Genomic DNA, 21,773 nt, shown 5'->3' on the forward strand with positions numbered 1-21,773 from the left:
ATATTATGAAAACAATAACCCTAGAACAACAGCTATCAGAAGATAATCGCATCGAAATGATCGATTTTTATAACGAAGCTACCGAAGATTATAAATTTTGGAGCCACGATTACAATATGCATTTTGGATATTTCATTCCGTTTAAAACCAATCCGTTTAAAAGGGATACCATGCTCAATCAAATGAATGCTCAGGTAATTAAACGCTTAGGCATCAGTAGTTCCAAAAACAGACTTATCGACTTAGGTTGTGGTATGGGAGCAACTATGCGTTATGCATTAAAGCAGTATACTAATGTGATTGCTTATGGTGTGACCTTGTCCGATTTTCAGCTAAAACAAGGAAACAAACTACTGCAAGGGAAAAATGGCATCATTATTAAAGAAAATTATAACGATACGTCCTTTCAAACCAACGCTTTCGATTCTGCAGTTGCCATTGAAAGTTTCTGTCATTCGGGTCACAGTTCACTTTCATTAAAAGAAGCACATCGCATTTTAAAACCTGGAGGACGTCTAGTTATTGCTGATGCATTCTTAAAAAAAGACAAAACTCAATTATGTAAAGGTGCTAAGCATGCTTATCAAAATTTATGTAATCATTGGAGCTTAGAACAATTAGCAAACATTAATGATTATAAACAAAATCTCAAAAACTTAGGCTTTACTACTATTAAAATTGAGGACGCCTCTTTTAAAGTAGCACCATCTGTACTTCATGTTCCCTTTGCAATTATAGGTTTTATTTTAAAAAAATTGCTGCGATTTAAATCCATTAAACGGGAAAGCCTACATAATCTAAAAGGATCATTTTATGCTCTGTTTTCGGGTTTACACATGAAAAGCTTTGGTTATTATATCATCACAGCTACTAAAAACTAACACGATTTAGACTTCAAAACTTATGAAAACAATAACTATAGCTGGTGGTAGCGGATTTCTGGGTCAAGTCTTAGAAAAGTATTTTGTAGATAAAGGACATAGTATATACATGTTAACACGTACACCAAAACGTGATAATGACATCTATTGGAATGCTAAAGATTTAGGGAAATGGACGCAAATTTTAGAGCAAACTGATGTCCTTATCAATCTTACCGGAAAATCTGTAGATTGCAGATATACTGATGCCAATAAAAAACTTATTTACGAATCCAGAATAGATGCTACTGAAGTTTTAGGATTAGCGATTAATTTATGTGAAAATCCACCAAACCTTTGGTTTAACTCCTCTACAGCTACCATTTACAGACATTCAACAGACATAGAAATGACTGAAGCAACTGGAGAAATTGGTGATGATTTCTCTATGAATATAGCTAAGTCCTGGGAAAAAGCCTTCTACTCTATTAGCAACCCAAATACCAGAAAAATTGCTCTGAGAACGTCTATAGTCATGGGTAAAAATGGAGGCGCTGTACAACCGTTAAAAAACTTAGTTAAATTGGGTTTAGGCGGCAAACAAGCTTCAGGGTTGCAAAAAGTTAGCTGGATTCATGAACTTGATTTTGCAAGAGCGATCGCATTTTTAATAGACCATGAAGCCCTTGATGGCAACTTTAATCTATCGGTGCCTAATCCTACCAATAACAAAACGCTTATGAAAAGCTTCAGAAAAGTAATGAATATTCCCTTTGGCATTTCACATCCAGAATGGCTTATTAAACTTGGTGCAAAATTAATAGGCACAGAATCCGAATTGGTTTTAAAAAGCAGAAATGTGATTCCGAAACGTTTGTTGGATAACGGATTCAAATTTAAATACACTAATATAGAACTCGCCTTAACTAATTTAATACATTAGCGCTATGACCTTCTTAAATGCTTACTGGAAAAACCTGATGCTCATCAATTATGAGATCGATCCTAACTTATTAAAACCATTTGTTCCTAAAGGAACTGAGCTTGATTTTTTTAACGGTAAATGTAACGTAAGTCTCGTAGGTTTTATGTTTATGAATACTAAAGTTTTAGGACTTAAATTACCTGGTCATATCCATTTTGAAGAAGTTAACCTTAGGTTTTATGTCAAGCACAACGACAAGAGAGGCGTTGTGTTTATTAAAGAGATAGTCCCAAAACCATTAATTACTTGGGTTGCTAATACTTTATATCACGAACATTATGAAACACACCGCATGCGTCATCGCTGGATCGAGCATGAAACACATAAAGAATTTGAATACCAGTGGAAACTCAATCAAAAATGGCAATCGATTTCCGTATCTACCGATAAAGTGGCTTCAGATATCACAGAAGATTCTGAAGCACAATTCATTACAGAACATTATTTTGGTTACACCAAGCATCACCATACAACATTTGAATATGAGGTTGAACATCCAACTTGGCGTCAATTAAAAGTAAAAGACTTTAAAATTGATGTTGATTTTTCCGCAAACTATGGTTCAACTTTTGATGTTCTAAATCGTGTCGAACCCACTTCGGTTATTCTTGCTGAAGGTTCAAAAGTTAGTGTCAAAAACAAAAAAACCATAGCACGCTAAAACTTTAGATAAAATCATTTTTTTACGTTATTTTTGAAATAAATTTTCAGAAAAAGAAATGCCAAAACACACCATCGATCCTAATCAGTGGATAACCTTGTATTCCGATTATCTCTTCAATTATACCATCACACGTGTAAATGATAGAGAGATTGCTAAAGACATTGTCCAAGATACTTTTGTTGCTGGTTTAAATTCTATGAAGAATTTTAAAGGTGAAGCGAGCGAACGCACGTGGCTCATTTCAATTTTAAAACGAAAAATTATAGATTATTACCGTAAAATCAATTCTAACAAAGGTAAAGCCGAAGTTAGGATGAGTTACAGTAGTGATGAAAATGAAGGTGATTGGCTAGAAGAACGTGTTGCAGACCCTTTTGATAAGACTGCTGAAGACTCTATAGAAAACACCGAATTAGGTCTAGCAATCGATAATTGTTTAGAAAAATTACCTCAAAAACAAGCACAAGTATTCGAAATGAAAACTATTTTAAATTACGATACTGAAGCGATTTGTAATGAATTAAATATAACTGCGTCTAACCTATGGGTTATCATCCATAGAGCGAGAACAGCTATGGCGGCATGCCTTGAAAAAAATTGGTTTTAAATTATGAGTAACAAATTTTTTATTCCTTGCAAAGAAGCAAACCATGTATGTGACAAAACACAATACAAGGAGGCTACATTATGGGAAAAAATTAAACTAAACATACATTTATTGTATTGTAGAGCTTGTAGAAAATACACCAAAAACAATGCAAAATTAACTAAACTGGTAACTAAAAAACCAATTCCGTTAGATGCAACTTCAAAAGAAAGTTTACAAGCTGCTTTTGAAAAAGAATTAGCGAAACACCAGCAATAATGCCATCCATAAAATTGGGATGCTCTCTACCCAAAACGCACTGTAATACTTCGTCTGATGCTCTCTCGAAAACAGCAACAATACTAGTGTAATTACAATAATTACCATCTGAACCCAAAAAAACACACCGGTAGTTTCTTCTTTAAAAAGATCCAAACACAAAAACATCACTAATAATACAACACCTAAAATTTTAGTCCGTAAGACACCTATTTTCTGCGGAATGGTAGACAGCCTAATACTATCATAACTCAAGTCCCGTACTTCAAAAGGCAACATCAACACGATAACAAAAATAAAGCGCTGAATCGCTGACAAAATAACATCATTTGAAATGGTATAATCACCATTCAGTAAGGGCAAAAATACCGTCACACCACTCCAAACAAAGGCAATAACATAAACTTTGAGTCCGCTAATACTCCTGAGGTTTTTCTTTTTGTCAATAAATATCGTTTTGGGCACCATCGGAATGGCATATAAAAACGTAATCAAACTAAAAGCACCAATATATATCATGGTTTTGGTTTCTAATTTGAATGCGTAATAACACAGCGCCAAGAAGCAAATAAATGAAAAGACCTGTATCGCTTTCAACCAAATAGCTAAACTGCGATGATGAAATTTAGCCAGTCCAAAATACTTCACAAAATTATATCCCGTAATTGTAGAGAAAAAAATAAAAAACAAGATACTTTCATCATACTTTAAATCAAATTCTAACAAAGTCACCCAAGACAAAGCAAAAACTGCTAAAGCTACGTGAATACTGCTATTGATATAAAAGTCAACTATGTTTTTTAGAGCACGCATATTACAAAAATAGACAAACTGTTAATAACCGATTCAAATGGTTGAAAAGTTTCATTTGCGTTAACAATTTAAGGTCAATATTTCCTTAATTTTGCAGCAATAAAATTCAACACAACTTTTTAATGAATACAGCAGATTTTTCACTTCGTCATATTGGTCCGAGAGACGCAGACCAAAAGCAAATGTTAGACACCATTGGTGTTAATTCTATGGAGCAATTAATCAATGAAACCATTCCTGATGGTATTTTATTGGCTTCCGATTTGGATCTTGACGAACCGATGAGCGAACAAGAATACTTGTTGCATATTTATGATTTATCTAAAAAGAATAAAGTTTTTAAAACCTACATTGGTTTAGGCTATCATCCAACCATTATGCCTGCTGTAATTCAGAGAAATATTCTGGAAAATCCAGGTTGGTATACAGCGTATACACCTTATCAAGCCGAAATAGCGCAAGGTCGTCTGGAAGCATTATTAAACTTCCAAACCATGGTTACAGACCTTACAGGTATGGAAATAGCAAACGCTTCACTGCTTGACGAGAGTACTGCTGCTGCCGAAGCAATGAGCTTATTATTTTCGGTTCGTGAACGCGATCAGAAAAAAGCAGGAATCAACAAGTTTTTTGTTTCAGAAAACTGCCTTCCGCAAACTATTTCTTTATTACAAACCAGAGCAAATCCTATAGGTATTGAACTCGTAATTGGTGCTGAAGATACCTTTGATTTTTCTGAAGATTTCTTTGGAGCACTTTTACAATATCCAGGAAAACACGGTCAGGTTACCAATATTGAATCTTTTATTGAAAACGCAAATGCATCCCGAATTAAAGTTGCCGTTGCTGCCGATATCATGAGTCTTGTTAAACTGGAAGCACCTGGTAAATTTGGAGCTGACGTTGTCGTTGGAACCACACAGCGTTTTGGAATCCCAATGGGTTATGGCGGCCCTCATGCAGCTTATTTTGCTACAAAAGAAGCCTATAAGCGTGACATTCCCGGACGTATCATTGGTGTTACCAAAGACGCCAACGGAAACCGAGCATTACGTATGGCGCTTCAAACACGTGAACAACATATAAAACGCGATAAAGCGACTTCCAACATTTGTACTGCACAAGTATTATTAGCGGTTATGGCTGGAATGTATGCGGTATATCATGGTCCGAATGGTTTAGAGTTTATTGCTAATAACATTCATCATAAAGCGGCAACGCTTGCTAAAACACTACAAGATTTAGGTTTTGAACAAACCAACACCTCTTTCTTTGATACCTTACATGTTAAAGGTGATGCCAAAGCGATTCAGAAGATTGCCTTGAAAAACAAAATGAATTTTTACTATCCGAGTGACGATGAAATTGTTATGTCTTTAAATGAAACAGCAACCATTGCAGATTTAAATAAAATAGTTTCCATTTTCGCCAAAAGTATCGGGAAAGACCCTATCACAATTTCTAATATTTCTGAAGGTAATCATATCGATAACAGCTCAGTGCGCCAAACCTCTTTCTTACAAGAACCTGTTTTTAATTCGCATCACTCTGAAACTGAATTAATGCGTTACATCAAAACCTTAGAACGTAAGGATTTGGCATTAAATCATTCGATGATTTCTTTAGGATCGTGTACGATGAAATTAAATGCTGCTGCCGAAATGTTACCGTTAAGCTGGTTTAAATGGGGAAAAATTCACCCTTTTGTACCCGCAGAACAAGCTAAAGGCTATCATGCTGTATTAAAAGCTTTAGAAGATCAATTAACTGAAATTACTGGTTTTGCAGGGACCTCATTGCAACCAAATTCTGGTGCTCAAGGAGAGTTTGCTGGTTTAATGGTTATTAAAGCCTATCACGAATCTCGTGGAGATCACCATCGAAATATTTGTATTATACCGTCGTCTGCTCATGGAACAAATCCTGCAAGTGCTGTTATGGCTGGGATGAAAGTCGTAGTCACAAAATCTACTGATGAAGGTAATATTGATGTTGACGATTTACGCGAAAAAGCTGAATTACACAAAGAGAATTTATCGGCCTTAATGGTTACTTACCCATCTACTCACGGTGTGTACGAATCGGCAATTAAAGAAATTACGAAAATTATTCATGATAATGGCGGACAAGTATACATGGATGGTGCGAATATGAATGCGCAAGTAGGTTTAACCAATCCTGGTAATATTGGTGCAGATGTATGTCATTTAAATCTCCATAAAACATTCGCAATTCCTCATGGTGGTGGTGGACCTGGTGTTGGACCAATTTGTGTTGCCAAACAATTAGTACCATTTTTACCTGGAAATCCTTTAGTAAAAACCGGAGGAGATCAAGCAATTACAGCCATTTCGGCAGCTCCATTTGGCTCGTCTCTTGCCTGCCTTATTTCTTATGGTTATATCAAGATGCTTGGTGCTTCAGGATTGAAAAAATCTACAGAAATGGCCATTCTTAATGCCAACTACATTAAAAAACGCCTCGAAGGTGCTTTTGACACGCTTTATTCTGGAGAACGCGGACGAGCTGCTCACGAAATGATTGTCGATTGCCGACCTTTTAAAGCCCATGGTATTGAAGTTGTTGATATTGCAAAGCGTTTAATGGATTACGGTTTTCACGCACCAACAGTATCCTTTCCAGTTGCCGGAACAATGATGATTGAACCTACGGAAAGTGAAAGTAAACAAGAAATGGATCGCTTCTGTGATGCTATGATTTCAATTAAACATGAAATTGATGCACTAAGTAAAGACGATGAAAACAATGTCCTAAAAAATGCGCCTCACACTTTAGATATGGTGACTAGTGATGAATGGTTATTGCCATATACACGTCAGCAGGCAGCATTTCCTTTAGACTATGTTAGAGATAATAAATTTTGGCCAAGTGTTCGTCGTGTTGACGATGCCTATGGTGACCGAAACCTTGTCTGTACTTGCGCTCCAATAGAAGCTTATATGGAGGAAGCCTAATTTTAATGGCTTTGAACATCGTATAAATTGATTCTAGGAAACTAACATTTACATTTAATGTTAGTATATTGCCATGTTCGATTGTTTACCGAAAAAAGAAATCATATATGAGTATAAAGATCACAGGTACTGGAAGTTTTATTCCTAGCTGTATTGAAAAGAACGAGAATTTCTATAATCACGAATTTTTAAATGCAGATGGCTCAACCATAAATAGCACGAATGAAGTTATTGTTGATAAATTTAAAGCTATAACAGGAATTCAGGAAAGACGTTATATAAAACCCGAATTGCTAAATTCTGATATTGCTTTTTATGCTTCGGAAAAAGCGATTGCTGATGCCAATATTGATAAAGAAACTTTAGATTATATTATCGTTGCCCATAATTATGGAGACGTAAAACACAATACCGAGCAGAGCGATACGGTTCCTAGTATAGCCTCACGAGTTAAGCATTTATTAAAAATTAAAAATCCAAAATGTGTTGGCTACGATTTACTCTTCGGATGTCCGGGTTGGATTGAAGGCGTGATTCAAGCTAAGGCATTTATTGCTTCCGGACTTGCAAAACGATGTTTGGTTGTAGGCTCTGAAACCTTATCACGTGTTGTAGATAAGCATGACCGTGACTCTATGATTTATAGTGATGGTGCAGGCGCTGTTATCGTCGAAGAATCAACTGAAGAAGGTGGCATTATAACACACGACTCCGCTACTTTTGCCTTAGACGAAGCACATTTTATTTACTTCGGTGAAACTAATCATCCTGAAATAACAGATCAGCGCAGATACATAAAAATGTATGGCCGTAAAATTTATGAATTTGCATTAACCAATGTACCACTAGCCCTTAAAGCTTGTTTAGAAAAAAGTGGACATCCAATTACTGATGTCAAAAAAATATTGATTCATCAAGCTAATGAAAAAATGGATGAAGCGATTGTTAAGCGTTTTTACAAACTTCACGATATGGAAATGCCTGAAGGTGTGATGCCTATGACAATAAACTTACTGGGTAATTCGAGTGTCGCGACCGTTCCTACGCTTTTTGATATGATTTTGAAAGGAGAACTTGACAATCAGGAAATTAATAAAGGGGATGTGATTATGTTTGCTAGTGTTGGTGCAGGTATGAATATTAATGCGATTGTTTATCAGTATTAGTGATGTACGAAAACACGTTTCCTAATAAACGCTTTAAACATACGGTTGAGTTTTTAAAAAAACACATACAGTCTTCAGAATCTATTTTGGATTTAGGAGTTGAAAACCCTTTATCAGAAATTCTTAAAAAAAATGGATATGCAGTCGAGAATACCTCTGGAATTGATTTGGATTTAGATACTTCCGAAATTGAAAATTCTTCAGCAAATGTAGTGACCGCTTTCGAGATTTTTGAACATCTCCTCTCGCCTTTTACCGTATTAAAATCTATAAAAGCAGATAAACTGGTAGCTAGTATTCCGCTTAAATTATGGTTTGCTTCGGCCTACAGAAGTCAAACAGATATGCGTGACAGACACTATCACGAATTTGAAGATTGGCAATTTGACTGGCTCCTTGAGAAATCAGGCTGGAAAATAATTGCTTCTGAAAAATGGACAAATCCGACGAAAAAAATAGGCATCAGACCACTTTTAAGATGGTTTACGCCTCGCTATTATATCGTTTATGCTGAACGAATTTCAGAATAGTACATACACTTCCATTTTGAATTATTAAAGTTTAACTTTGGACTTTAAATTTAGACCTTTGAATTTCTACATCATCATTCCTGCACATAACGAAGCTAAGGTTATAGCCAAAACTTTAAGGTCGCTGGTTAATCAAACCTTGCCTGCCAAAAAAATTGTGGTTGTCAATGATCATTCTACAGACGATACTAAGGCTATCGTTGATGATTTTGTAGCGAAACATTCCAATATTGCGGTCGTTCATACAGTATCTTCAGATGAACATTTGCCTGGTTCAAAAATCATTAATGCCTTTTATAAAGGTTATGAGACTCTTGACGATGCTTATGATGTGATTTGTAAATATGATGCCGATTTAATCTTTCCGAAGCATTATTTAGAACAGTTAGCCTCTCATTTTAATAAAAATGAACGCTTAGGAATGGCTGCCGGATTCTGCTATATCGAGAAAAACAATAATTGGGTCTTAGAAAATCTAACGCGGAAAGATCATATTCGTGGTGCACTTAAAGCCTATCGTAAATCCTGTTTTTTAGACATTGGCAAACTAAAATCTTCAATGGGCTGGGATACGGTTGACGAGCTTCTGGCTAAGTATTATGATTGGGAATTATTAACAGATGAATCGCTGCATGTTAAGCATTTAAAACCTACTGGTATAAGCTATAATAAAGCTTCAAAATACTTGCAAGGTGAAGCTATGTATAAATTGCGCTACGGATTTACAATCACTTTGATTTCGGCACTAAAACTCGCTTATAAAAAAAGAAGTTTTACGCTTTTTAAGGATTATATGTCGGGTTATTTCAGAGGACAACGACATAATTTAGAACAATTAGTCACCGAAGACCAAGGACGTTTTATCCGACAATTACGTTGGAAAGGCATGCTGGGGAAATTGAAATAATTACTACCTAATACTTTTAGATAATGAGATCCTGAAACAAGTTCAAGATGACGATTCTTATTAATTGAAACTCCAGTCTTTATAACTACTCGATGCCTCTAATTGATTTTCTATAGCATCTTCCAATTCGGGAAAGAAGTCAATTCCGGTGAGTGCTTCCACCTCATCAACCGACACTACAAATTCGTAAAGGGGTTTATTAGAATCCTGATGTGGCATTAAAAAAGCAATCACTTTTGTTTTTCCAGAATTAGCATCGATTAAAACTTTATAAAACTGATTAGGCACGCTTACTTTCTCATCGCCAATAGTTTTCATTTGTCCGTTTAAAACACCACCTGTAACAACATAAACACCATCATACTTACTGGCCCAGTAACGGACTTTCTGTTCGAGAGTATTCCAGATTCCGGAATTAAAATTGTGTTCTTGCGGACTAATATTACTGGTCAAGAATGTTTCGTCATGGGCTTCTTGACTGTACTTCCTATCACCTGCCGGACATAAATGTCCGCGATCATAACCCGAATTTTTATAATTTCTCCAATGTGCAGCTTTGGTTTTAACCGCTTTATCAATTTCAAAATATGGACGTTTAAAATTGGTGTTAGACAAATGTGTTTTTTTGAGTTCGTAAGCCACCCATTCGGCTTGTTCGTGAGGTTCGCTATAAGATAGTGAATACCCCTCATGGTGCACTATTTGGCCTGTGGTGCTTGTTGGCAAAAAATATTCATTAGTATTGGTTTTAACAACTTGACCTTTCTGAATGGTTTGAGCAGATTCTTCTTCTTTTAAAAAATATTCATAGCCAAAAACACCAAGAATAATAACAATGGCAATAAGAGAAGAGATTGTTTTTTTAGTCATTTGGTAAGTCGTTTAACAAGGCTTTTGCTTTTTCATGATTGTCATAAGAATTAGAAATAATAGTATTTAAAACCTGTTTAGTCTCCTCAGTTTTTTCTTGTTTGAGATACAATAAGGCTTTATACCAATGGCCTTTTTCAGCATCAATTAAATCACTACTAATAAGTAAATTGAAAGTTTCTTCAGCACTTTTATATTGACTTAATTCCGTTTGAGACAATCCTATATAAATATAGATAGAACCTTTTTCATTAGAGGCATTCAAACTTGTTTGAAATATATTCAAAGCTTCCTCGTAATGTTTATTTTTAAATAGTGTCTCGGCATTAGCCAGTTGTATCTCAGTATTATTACTTCTACTTACAAATGAGGGCAAGTTAGAATAATCTGAATATTCGCTGTACAATTCTTCCTGCGATGTGCCAAAATTAAAGACAAATGAAATTCCTAAAAACAACATCAAACAAGCAGCTATAACATAGTAATAATATCTAGCATTTAATACTTTTACTTGCCCTTGAGACTTACTTATATTCTCGATGAGTCGTTTTGTTTGTTGTGCCTCATCACTTTTTATATAATCTTCTATTGCATTAAGATCTTCTGATTCTTTATTTTTAGCAAACAACCAATTACTTTCATCGAAGCTATCATTCATCTGGCTACTAATTTCCAGATAGTCTCTAAGTTCAATATTAGTTTTCAAATCATTCTCAAAAGCTAAAGTTTCCTCTTCATCAAGAGAACCATTGAGATAGTCTTCAACTTGTTTTATTTGACCTTCGGTTAGATTCATATACTTTTCAAATGGCTATATTTATTGTCAGATTTTATTAATTCTATAAGTTTGTTTTTGCATTTAAAAACTCTTTGTCTTACTACATTTTCAGAATTATACCCTAGTTTTTCAGCAATATCCTTATTAGGAATTTTATTAAAAAAACACTCCAGAATTTGTTTACAATTATCTGATATTAACTTAAGCTTATTTTGAAAAAACTCCCATCGTTCTTGCTCAAGTATGCTTAAAGCTAAATCGCGTTCTTCAGTTACATGTTCAAAAACATAATCATTTGTTACCTCTTTTTTCTTTTTATTTAATTCTCTTCGCCATAAATTTTTACAGGATACAAATAAAAAGGCTTGAAACGATGACTTAATAGAAAAAGGTCTAGTTTTTGCGCGAACCATGATTTGCATTAAAGCTTTTTGAAAAATATCATCAGCATCTGTTCGCTGTCCTTTATTATTAGAAATAAAACTTAAGACTTGACGATAAGAACTTTTATAAATTTCTCTAACAATACGCTCGTCATTATTAATAAGTCCGTTTAGGAAATAATTTGAGTCTTCCATATAGTTTTCGAGTAACTTAAAAATTTTCTTTTTTTATGGGTAACAAATATATATATTTATGAACAGATGGCTAAAAACTATTAATATTATGAAAACACAAACATTTAAATTATTTACCGTTTTAGCTTTGATGCTATCAATGAGCTGCTCTGTTGACAATCTTAATGAAGATTACGAAAATGAAATATTTGAAAAAGCGATTGATTTAGAAGTGCAAAAAGACTCAAAATCAGATAAAAATGAGTATAACCAACAACGTATGGGTAATCCAGCCCCAACTTACAACCCTAACTTAACTGAACTGTATCCAATTCCTAACGGAACGCACGTCGTTGGTATGTATATTGATATGGATTTTATAGAGTCTGGGTATCCTAACCCTTATACGGGTTCGTTTAATTTGCATTTTAGAAATGAAATGTTAACTCATTTTACTATTTATTCTATAGAAACTGCTGCAAGCGATGATTGTGGTAATATTGAATTGTGGATTATTAATGTTGAGGAATATAATGATTACATGATTACACAAGGAGGCACATTAATAGAAAACGACATTCATACTGGAGGTGGCAATACAAGTAATACTAATAGCGCAACACTTGGTAATGTTGATAAAGACAAAAAAGATCCTAATAATCCCGATCCAAACGATACAGACAACCCAAACGACCCTGTAGAAACTGATCCTGATTTAGAACCAGAAATGGTAATAGAGCGTTTTTATATTTCACCTTTTGGACTGATAAGTTTGGTTGAAGGCTGTTTTGAATCTGAAATCATTGACTAATAGAAAAGGGTAGTATTATAACTACCCTTTTTTTTACGCTTATATTCTCATTAAGATTTTTACGTAGCATGAACAAAAACATCATTCCATTTATTGTATTTTTTATTAGTCTTACCGTTTTTTCTCAAGAGCCCTCTCCTATCTTTAAAGACATCTTAGAAAGCGATTTATCTATACATGAAAAAAACCACAAATTTGATTCATTACTCCTTTCACATAAAAAAAATGATAAATTAGATCAGTTATTCATTGATCGCTATGAAATTTTAAAGTGGTACAAAAAACATAGAAACTTACAAAAAGCTATAATTCTTAATAAACAAAATATCCACCAAATGGATTCTGTTAATTATGATAATAATGCTATTTACCGAAAAAATTTATACAGTTTAGGGTTTTATGAAAGGCAAGATAACGCTATTGAAGATGCCACTTCGACACTTAAACGTTTATTGATTTATGATGAACCTGATAAGTATGCAATATCAGGCGCCTTTTTGTTAGCCGAAATTTATTTCTTTTCCTATAATCAATACCACACTTCAAAAGAATATTTTGAGCTCAGTAAAGCCATCGCAAAACGCCTAAAAAACAATACATTCATTGCTAGAAATGATGTTGGTATAGCTCAATCATGCAAGCTTATTAACACTAGTAAAAGTCTAAAACATGGTGAAGATTTATTATTATCGACACTAGAATTTGCGCATCGCGTAAATACTGATAATGATGATAAAAATGATATTCGAGAAGACATCATGCATTCCATCTATAATCAACTAGGAAATATTTATATAGATAGACTCACCGGTCATGATTTTGTTAATGGAAAAATTTATTTAGAGAAAGCGCTTTCTATTGCTGAAAAATTAGAGAGCACTAAACTACTTACGAATACTTTAAATGATATGGGCGTTTTATATCTTAAAGAAAATAAAAAAGAAGCAGTTGATTATTTTGAAAGCGCATTAAGTTACAAGCCTAATAGTGTAATGAAATCTGTCATACATAGAAACTTAAGTATTCACTATTTATTTTTCAAAGATTATGATAAAGCGTTAGAACATGCACAAACTGCTATAGCAAAACTTGTTGATTTAGACACATCAAATGTTAATAATCTACCATCAAAATCAGACTTGAGCGATTCTAGTGTACAATTTCAGTTGATATCAGCGCTCATTGATAAGGCGATGGTTTGGATTGAAATTGCAGAAAACACTTCAGATAATAAAAATTATATTGATCAAGCATTAAAGACTTTTGAGTTAGCCGATTTTCTTGTTGAAAAAGCTAGATTGGATAGCAAAGAATTTAAATCGAAGTTATTTTGGAGAAAGACTGCAGCCGAAATTTACACAAGTGCCACTAAGGCCAGTTTTTTAGCTAATAATCCTGAAAAAGCATTTTATTTTATTGAAAAAAATAAAGCGTTATTGTTACTAGAGGATGTTTCGCTTAAAATATCTCGGAAGAACTCGAGCATTCCAAAAGAAATTAGCAAACAAGACTCAATCTTTAAACATAAAATCACCAAACTTGAAACCCTTTTGGCCTCTAAAAAAACGGATTCCATTCAAAATTTACTATTATTAGCAAAAGATGATTATAATGAATTCATTAACGCTCTAAATCCTAATTACCGTCTCTATTTTAAAACTCACAAACCTGCTGAAGTTATAGATTTAAATACTTTCAAATCTACATTATTAGAAGATGGCAATGCCTATATTGAATATATCTTGAACAATGAAGAAGGTTACGGCATAGTCCTTACCAAAGATGCCACAGAATTATTTGAAATAAAAGATATCGAAAACCTTAAGAAGTCTACGCAGCTTTATAGAAACCTTATAGAACATCCATTTTTAGACAAAGCTGCAATTGAAGATTATAATGTAGTTTCAAATACTATTTATAAAACATTATTTCCGGAGCATATTCAAACATTAATCAAAGGAAAAAAATTAACCATTTTGGCCGATTCATATTTGCAGAACATTCCTTTTGAATCGCTCCAAACTTCAGTCACAGCAAAAAGCTATCTCATCTATAAACATGAAATAAGTTATGCCTATTCGCTATCGTTTCTGAATGAAAACAATAAAATTAAAAGAGCGAATATTCATAATCTGGTGGGGTTTGCTCCTATTGAATTTTCGCAAGATTTGGTAGATTTACCTAATACTGAAGAAGAACTTAATTTAATACATGACTTATTTCGTTCAAAAATATTCTTAAGAAAAAAAGCCAGCAAAGAACGTTTTTTTAAAGATAGTAAAAACACTAAAATTATACATATTGCCTCTCATGCCGATGCTAATGATAGTATAAGTCCGTGGATTGCCTTTCACAATTCCAAAGTAGATTTAAAAGAACTTTATAGCTTTAATAACACTGCAAACTTAGTCGTATTAAGTGCTTGTAATACTTCACTTGGAGAGTTAAATAAAGGAGAAGGTGTTATGAGTTTATCGAGAAGTTTTTTCAATACAGGAGCGCACAGCGTATTACCAACACTTTGGGAGGTTAACGATAAAGCATCTGTAGAATTATTACGTTCGTTTTATTCAAATCTAGAAGAAGGACAAAACAAATCATTGGCACTACATAACGCCAAATTAACGTACTTAGAGTCTAATTCATTAAGCCAATCTTCCCCATATTATTGGTCGTCATTTATTCTTATTGGCGATACCGGACTCATTGAATTTAACAATAGCTGGCCAACATATTACTACTTTATTTTTATAGCTATGGTATTAATAATCACAACCATAATACTGCGAATAAAAAAAATTAAACTTTTAGGGTAACAAAACTTATTGCGAAGGAACAGTAGAGAAACATTAAATCTCGAAACTGTGAAAGACGCATTAAGTTACTTAGTTCAGCAATTATTAAAAAAAAATAAAATAAATGTCGATTTTGATGAATTAGCATTTCAAATACAAAGTCACCCCACCTACCCAAGTCTTCATGCTATTACAGGAGTATTAGACCATTTTAATATTGAAAATTTAGCGATTGATGTTCCAAAAACAAATGAAGTAGTTCAACAATTACCTAATACCTTTTTAGCTCAAATAGACATTGACTCCCAAAAACAATTCGCTATTGTCACGAAGCTAAAAGATCGTTTGAAATTGATTTTGAACTCAAAAGACAAAAAAGTTCTTTCTCAATCAGAATTCTTAAATCAGTTTACAGGTATTGTATTAGCTGTTGACAAAGAAGATACTCAACTAAATACACCTACATCTCATGTAAAATCAATTGTAGTAAAAAGCGCCTTTGTTCTTTCTATACTATTAATTGGCTTTTTGTTTTTAAAAACGAATCCCAACCTTATAAGTACATTATTTTTCCTACTGTCTCTAATAGGACTTTATGTAACCACCAACATTATTAAACAAGAGCGAGGAGAAGTGTCTGTACTTGGTGATGCTTTTTGTGCTACTGTTACCGAAAAAAAGAATTGTAATGCTGTCTTATCCTCTAAAGGAGCAACAATAATAAAAGATGTAAAACTAAGCGATTTGAGTCTTATTTATTTTACAGCTTTAGCGCTATCAACATTCTTACTAAGCCTTAACAACAACACGATTTTTATTCCGAAACTAATCGGTTTACTTGCTTTACCGATAACACTATTCTCATTGTATTACCAAGTTGCAGTTATAAAAAAATGGTGCTATTTATGTCTTGCAATAGTCGGCATAATCTGGATACAAGCTGGGCTTTCGTTAACTCACTTCACACCAAATTATGAGCTAACGAGTATACTTATAACAAGCCTTTCATTTACAAGTATTACTGCCTTTTGGTTACTAGAATCACAAACCCGCAAAGACAACAAATCACTTCAACAAACAAAAGTTTCTTACTTTAAATTTAAAAGAAATTTTGAAATATTCTCTGATCAATTACTCAAATCTAAAGTGATTGACACTCACATAAATGATCTTTCAGAAATTGTATTTGGTAATCCAAAAAGTAATTTAAACATTACTATTATAACCAACCCATTATGTGGCCATTGTAAACAGGTACACACACTCCTTGAACAGATTATACATCGCTATCCACAATCTGCTAAATTAACCGTAAGGTTTAATATTAATCCCAAAGACCCTGAAGCTATTACCACTAAAATTACATCTCGCCTTTTAGAAATTTACAATAATGATGGTGAACTAACGTGCTTGAAAGCTATGCACGACATTTATGGAGATTTCTCAACCGAAGCATGGTTAACAAAATGGCACCAATGTACCGAACCTCAAACCTATATCTCCATTTTACAAGAAGAATACTCTTGGTGTATGAAGCATGCTATCAACTTCACACCAGAATTATTAATAAATGGTCAGTCTTATCCTAAAGCCTTTGATCGCGATGACCTTATCTATTTTATTGAGGACTTACAAGAACAATTAGAAAACACAGAGCAGCATTCAATGCTAAAAATATAATAACAAAGCCCTTAAAAAAGGGCCTTGTATTGAACATTATTCTCTCGCGAAGAATAGACACAACTAAAGCTGAGCCAAATGTTCGATGCAAATATAATTTTAAATAATTACAACAAAAAAGGACTTAATTGAAACGGAAATTTCCAACATATAAACAAACAGAAGCCAAAGATTGTGGTCCAACATGTATTAAAATTATTGCTAAGTATTACGGCAAAACCATAAATACTCAAGAGCTTAGACAATTAAGCGAAACCACTCGTCAAGGCAGTAGTTTAATGGGTTTGAGTGATGCCGCAGAGTCGATAGGATTTCGCTCTTTGGGTATTAAATTGGCTTTTAAAAAACTAAGGGAAGCACCGCTTCCTTGTATTCTACATTGGAATAATGATCACTATGTTGTGCTCTATAAAATCAAAAATGATACTATTTACATTTCTGATCCTGCTCACGGACATATAACTTACACTAAGCAAGAATTCATAAAACATTGGATTGGAGCTAATGCAAATGAACATACTGAAGAAGGCATCGCCTTAATGATAGAACCCACTCCAAACTTTTATCAATCAGAATTTGATGATGACGAGAAGTTTGGTTTCAGTTTTATTTTTAAATATTTATTTAAATACAAGAAGTTTATAATTCAGTTGATTATTGGTTTACTTGCTGGAAGTCTCCTACAGCTCGTGTTACCATTCCTTACACAAAGCATTGTAGATATTGGGATTCAAAATCAAGACCTTAATTTCATTTACTTAATCCTATTTGCTCAATTAGCCCTTTTTGTTGGTAAAGCTTCTCTCGAAATCATTAGAAGTTGGATTTTATTACATCTAAGCACACGAATTAATATCTCATTAATATCTGATTTCTTTATCAAATTAATGAAACTTCCCATCGCTTATTTCGATGTACGAATGACCGGAGATTTATTGCAACGTATTAATGATCACAAACGTATTGAACGCATCCTAACAACCTCATCGTTAACCATATTGTTTTCATTTTTCAACCTTATTATTTTCAGTTTTGTTCTCGCCTATTATAGCCTACAAATATTTGGCGTCTTCTTATTGGGTAGCATTTTATATATCATCTGGGTGCTATTCTTTTTCAAAAAACGTAAAGAGCTGGATTATAAACGCTTTTCTCAGGTAAGTGAAGAACAAAGTAAAGTTATTGAGCTTGTCAACGGTATGCAGGAAATTAAACTGCATAATGCTGAACGTCGCATGCGCTGGAACTGGGAGTATGTTCAGGCAAAATTATTCAAAATCGCATCAAAAAGTTTAGCCTTAGAACAAACTCAAAGTGTTGGTTCCAGTTTGATAAATGAACTGAAAAATATGTTCATTACTATTTTATCAGCAACCTTAGTTGTTGAGGGTGATATTACTTTAGGGATGATGATGGCGATTAGTTACATGGTAGGGCAACTCAATGGGCCAATTATGCAACTTATCAACTTTATGAGAGAAGTTCAAGATGCAAAGATTTCGATTGAACGTTTGGGTGAAATTCATAATATGGAAGATGAAGAAAAACCTGAAGATCACAAAATCACAAGAATTCCAGATCAAGCCGATTTAAAACTCAATAATGTCTCATTTCGTTATGTTGGTGGTTTAGATCCCGTAATAAAAAACTTGTCACTTATTATACCAGCAAACAAAACAACTGCAATAGTTGGCACAAGTGGAAGTGGCAAAACCACTTTAATGAAACTGCTGTTGCGTTTTTATGAGATAGATCAAGGCGATATCCATATTGGGAACTTTAACCTCAATAACATCTCTCAACGTGCATGGAGAGCTAATTGTGGAGTCGTCATGCAAGAGGGCTATATTTTTAATGACACCATCGCCAATAATATTGCTGTAGGAGAAGATTACATCGATATTGACCGCTTAAAACATGCTATTGATGTGGCTAATATTTCAGATTATATAGAGCAATTACCCTTAAGCTACAATACAAAAATTGGTGGTGAAGGTATAGGGCTTAGTACAGGGCAAAAACAACGCTTACTTATAGCGAGATCTGTTTATAAGAATCCTAAATTTCTATTCTTTGATGAAGCCACCTCAGCATTAGATGCTAACAACGAAAAAGTGATTATGGAAAAACTAAATGCATTTTTTAAAGACAAAACAGCTGTGGTCATAGCCCATCGTTTAAGTACCGTAAAAAACGCTCATCAAATTGTAGTGCTAGAACAAGGAAAAATTGTAGAAGTAGGAAACCATCAACAATTGATAAAAAATAAAGGCAATTACTATAACCTAGTTAAAAACCAATTAGAACTGGGCAATTAAAATATTCTCTCGCGAGGAATAGACACAACCCTTGGGTGTCTTTAAATGACCAAGGTTTTTAACAATTATTAAATAATTTAATTATGAAAAATTTATTAAATCTAGGAAAAACATTAAACAAATTTGAACAAAAAGAAATTTTTGGAGGACATAAACTAACCCATTACGATCCTAATTGTGATGATACCGAAGGTTATGTGAGTCCTGGTTGTGCATGCTTTGCAGATTCTCAATGTGCTAATATGCAAAATCCAGATCATAATCAAGGACCTTTTGATCCTACAGGAGGACCAAATCAAAATGGCTCAGTATTCGTGCAAGGGTCTTGCATAAATGGTGGTTGCGTTGCCTAATCAAAAGTAATAATCAAGAGGTTGTTATCAGCAATCTCTTGATTATCTATTCTTTAGAAAAAGAAATAATTTTAATAGAACAACAATCGCAATGGAGACAAATGATAAACATATAGAACTCAGAAGCGAGCACATTCAAGAGCTCTTAGAAGCTGTTCCAAACTGGATGATTCGCTATGGCAACCTTCTAATATTAATATTTATTTTGATGTTTTTAATGCTATCCTATTTTATAAAGTATCCTGATATTATAAGCGCTGAAGCTCAAATTACAACCAAGCTTCCACCACAAAAAAAATATGCTCAAATAACTGGTAAGTTAGATTCGATATTTGTTAGCGATAATAAAAATCTAAAAAAGAACACAAGCATTGCCGTACTTGAGAACACAGCAAATTTCGAACATGTACAATTGCTCAAATCAATAGTAGATACGATAAAACTTAATAACAATAATTTTTCTTTCCCTATTGATGAACTTCCTGTTCTATTTCTTGGTACTATAGATTCTGAATATGCCCTTTTTGAAAACAGCTATATCCAATACCAATTAAACAAAGAATTACAACCTTTTTCTAATGAATTTCGAGCTAATCAGATGTCTACATCCCAATTGTATTCCAGATTAAAAACTTTGGAAGCTCAAAAACGTATAAATGCCTCTGAACTTGCCTATCAAAAGAAAGACTTAGAACGACAACAACAATTATTTAACAAAGGGGTCATTGCCAAACAAACGCTTGAATCGAAAGAACTCACCTACCTCCAAGCCGAACGGAATTACGCCAATATGGATGCTTCTATTTCTCAAATTCACGAGGCCATAGGAAATGCTAAAACTAATAAAGTAAGCACATCAATTAAAAAAACAAAAGAAGAAATCAGCCTTCTAAAAACAGTAATTCAATCCTTTAATCAGCTGAAAAGAGCACTCAAAGATTGGGAAATGACTTATTTAATAACTTCAGATATTGACGGACAAGTAGCTTATGCAAAACTGTGGACAAAAAATCAAACTGTAAATCAAGGTGATTTAGTATTTACTATTATTCCTGAGCAAAACTCATCCTATATCGCCAAATTGAGGACGCCAGCTCAAAACTCTGGTAAAATTAAAACAGGACAAACCGTCAACATTAAACTTGAAAATTATCCTGACAATGAATTTGGAACACTCAAAGGTAAAATAGAATCCATTTCGCTTCTTACTGATGAAGATGGGTTTTATTTAATAACCGTTAGACTTCCTTCTAAACTCATTACTTCTTATAACAAAGAAATTTCATTTAGACATGAAATGCGTGGACAGGCAGAAATAATTACTGAAGACTTAAGATTGATTGAACGCTTCTTTTACCAATTAAAAAATGTATTTAACAATTAAAAAATCTCTCGCGAGGAATAGACATAACCCTTGGATGTCTATAAATGACCAAGGTTAATTTAATTTTTTAAATATTTTAATTATGAAAAATTTATTAAATCTCGGAACAGCTTTAAACAAAGCTGAACAGAAAGTTGTATTTGGCGGAAACCCTCCAAATCGTTTAAAACATGAAGGGGATGATGGTGGTTGCTCTTATGAACATCGTGATGTATGCACTAATGGAACTCCATGTGATCCGTTTGACCCTGACTCGTGTGGTGTTATGAGTGCTGGATGCGGTCATTGGGTTATGGTTTGTTAATTTTTAATTAACAACTAGCAATTATAGGTCGTCATTGGTAAATGGCGACCTATTTAAGATGCTATTTTTTTTTAAAACTGATTTATAAAAATTTATGGATACAAAACTATTAATTCTATCCTTATATGATAAGAAGAAAATATTTCTAAAAAAATCTC

The 21,773-nt window shown here is 33.6% G+C and carries 20 protein-coding genes; 16 read left to right on the forward strand and 4 right to left on the reverse strand.

Features of this window, described 5'->3' with window-relative positions:
- Positions 1 to 5: 5 nt before the first annotated feature.
- From N4270_RS13205 to N4270_RS13225, 5 genes are read left to right on the forward strand one after another with little or no spacing between them, the layout of a single operon-like run.
- The gene (locus N4270_RS13205) at positions 6 to 881 is read left to right on the forward strand and encodes a methyltransferase domain-containing protein (RefSeq protein WP_260097786.1); all 876 of its coding nucleotides are present in this window, start codon (positions 6 to 8) and stop codon (positions 879 to 881) included.
- Positions 882 to 903: 22 nt separating this feature from the next.
- Positions 904 to 1,803, forward strand: coding sequence for a TIGR01777 family oxidoreductase (locus N4270_RS13210; RefSeq protein ID WP_260097787.1), 900 nt, complete (start codon positions 904 to 906; stop codon positions 1,801 to 1,803).
- Positions 1,804 to 1,807: 4 nt separating this feature from the next.
- A complete protein-coding gene (locus tag N4270_RS13215; RefSeq protein WP_260097788.1) occupies positions 1,808 to 2,506 on the forward strand; it encodes a YqjF family protein in 699 nt (232 codons plus the stop codon).
- Between the two features lie 58 nt (positions 2,507 to 2,564).
- Positions 2,565 to 3,116, forward strand: a complete 552-nt coding sequence (locus N4270_RS13220) for a sigma-70 family RNA polymerase sigma factor (RefSeq protein WP_260097789.1) — start codon at positions 2,565 to 2,567, stop codon at positions 3,114 to 3,116.
- Positions 3,117 to 3,119: 3 nt separating this feature from the next.
- Positions 3,120 to 3,374: a glycine dehydrogenase gene (locus N4270_RS13225; protein WP_260097791.1), complete on the forward strand. Its 255-nt coding sequence runs from the start codon at positions 3,120 to 3,122 to the stop codon at positions 3,372 to 3,374.
- Here the strand turns inward: N4270_RS13225 and N4270_RS13230 are convergent.
- Positions 3,354 to 4,187 carry a hypothetical protein gene (locus tag N4270_RS13230; protein WP_260097792.1) on the reverse strand — a complete coding sequence of 278 codons (834 nt, stop codon included), beginning with the start codon at positions 4,185 to 4,187 and terminating at the stop codon, positions 3,354 to 3,356. The two genes, N4270_RS13225 and N4270_RS13230, sit on opposite strands and share 21 nt — an antisense overlap.
- A gap of 122 nt (positions 4,188 to 4,309) precedes the next feature.
- Here N4270_RS13230 and gcvP point away from each other — a divergent pair, with 122 nt between their 5' ends.
- From gcvP to N4270_RS13250, 4 genes are all read left to right on the forward strand, one after another.
- Positions 4,310 to 7,162: an aminomethyl-transferring glycine dehydrogenase gene (gene gcvP / locus N4270_RS13235; RefSeq protein WP_260097794.1), complete on the forward strand. Its 2,853-nt coding sequence runs from the start codon at positions 4,310 to 4,312 to the stop codon at positions 7,160 to 7,162.
- Between the two features lie 107 nt (positions 7,163 to 7,269).
- Positions 7,270 to 8,328 carry a 3-oxoacyl-ACP synthase III family protein gene (locus N4270_RS13240; protein WP_260097795.1) on the forward strand — a complete coding sequence of 353 codons (1,059 nt, stop codon included), beginning with the start codon at positions 7,270 to 7,272 and terminating at the stop codon, positions 8,326 to 8,328.
- Between the two features lie 2 nt (positions 8,329 to 8,330).
- Positions 8,331 to 8,858, forward strand: a complete 528-nt coding sequence (locus N4270_RS13245; protein WP_260097797.1) for a methyltransferase — start codon at positions 8,331 to 8,333, stop codon at positions 8,856 to 8,858.
- Between the two features lie 58 nt (positions 8,859 to 8,916).
- Positions 8,917 to 9,765 carry a glycosyltransferase family 2 protein gene (locus tag N4270_RS13250; RefSeq protein ID WP_260097798.1) on the forward strand — a complete coding sequence of 283 codons (849 nt, stop codon included), beginning with the start codon at positions 8,917 to 8,919 and terminating at the stop codon, positions 9,763 to 9,765.
- 60 nt (positions 9,766 to 9,825) lie between these two features.
- On the opposite strand, the gene N4270_RS13255 is transcribed toward N4270_RS13250, so the two are convergent.
- From N4270_RS13255 to N4270_RS13265, 3 genes are read right to left on the reverse strand one after another with little or no spacing between them, the layout of a single operon-like run.
- Positions 9,826 to 10,635, reverse strand: a complete 810-nt coding sequence (locus tag N4270_RS13255) for a DNA/RNA non-specific endonuclease (RefSeq protein WP_260097800.1) — start codon at positions 10,633 to 10,635, stop codon at positions 9,826 to 9,828.
- Positions 10,628 to 11,431: a tol-pal system YbgF family protein gene (locus N4270_RS13260; protein WP_260097802.1), complete on the reverse strand. Its 804-nt coding sequence runs from the start codon at positions 11,429 to 11,431 to the stop codon at positions 10,628 to 10,630. The genes N4270_RS13255 and N4270_RS13260 overlap by 8 nt, the downstream gene beginning before the upstream one ends.
- Positions 11,428 to 11,991, reverse strand: coding sequence for an RNA polymerase sigma factor (locus N4270_RS13265; RefSeq protein WP_260097804.1), 564 nt, complete (start codon positions 11,989 to 11,991; stop codon positions 11,428 to 11,430). Before N4270_RS13265 ends, N4270_RS13260 begins: the two co-directional genes overlap by 4 nt.
- A gap of 88 nt (positions 11,992 to 12,079) precedes the next feature.
- Here N4270_RS13265 and N4270_RS13270 point away from each other — a divergent pair, with 88 nt between their 5' ends.
- From N4270_RS13270 to N4270_RS13300, 7 genes are all read left to right on the forward strand, one after another.
- Positions 12,080 to 12,781 (forward strand): hypothetical protein, encoded by a 702-nt coding sequence (locus N4270_RS13270; RefSeq protein ID WP_260097806.1) that lies wholly within the window; start codon positions 12,080 to 12,082, stop codon positions 12,779 to 12,781.
- Between the two features lie 68 nt (positions 12,782 to 12,849).
- The gene (locus N4270_RS13275) at positions 12,850 to 15,597 is read left to right on the forward strand and encodes a CHAT domain-containing protein (protein WP_260097807.1); all 2,748 of its coding nucleotides are present in this window, start codon (positions 12,850 to 12,852) and stop codon (positions 15,595 to 15,597) included.
- A 48-nt stretch (positions 15,598 to 15,645) separates the two neighbouring features.
- Complete coding sequence (locus N4270_RS13280) at positions 15,646 to 17,256, forward strand: thioredoxin domain-containing protein (RefSeq protein WP_260097810.1); 1,611 nt, start codon at positions 15,646 to 15,648, stop codon at positions 17,254 to 17,256.
- Positions 17,257 to 17,384: 128 nt separating this feature from the next.
- Entirely contained in the window at positions 17,385 to 19,574 is a 2,190-nt protein-coding gene (locus N4270_RS13285; protein WP_260097811.1) for a peptidase domain-containing ABC transporter, read from the forward strand.
- A gap of 83 nt (positions 19,575 to 19,657) precedes the next feature.
- The gene (locus tag N4270_RS13290) at positions 19,658 to 19,927 is read left to right on the forward strand and encodes a hypothetical protein (protein WP_260097812.1); all 270 of its coding nucleotides are present in this window, start codon (positions 19,658 to 19,660) and stop codon (positions 19,925 to 19,927) included.
- Positions 19,928 to 20,018: 91 nt separating this feature from the next.
- Entirely contained in the window at positions 20,019 to 21,311 is a 1,293-nt protein-coding gene (locus N4270_RS13295; protein WP_260097814.1) for an HlyD family secretion protein, read from the forward strand.
- Positions 21,312 to 21,393: 82 nt separating this feature from the next.
- Positions 21,394 to 21,615: a hypothetical protein gene (locus tag N4270_RS13300; protein WP_260097815.1), complete on the forward strand. Its 222-nt coding sequence runs from the start codon at positions 21,394 to 21,396 to the stop codon at positions 21,613 to 21,615.
- The last annotated feature ends 158 nt before the right edge of the window (positions 21,616 to 21,773 follow it).

It is taken from the genome of Psychroserpens sp. SPM9, assembly GCF_025153525.1.
In the GTDB taxonomy this organism is placed as follows: domain Bacteria; phylum Bacteroidota; class Bacteroidia; order Flavobacteriales; family Flavobacteriaceae; genus Psychroserpens.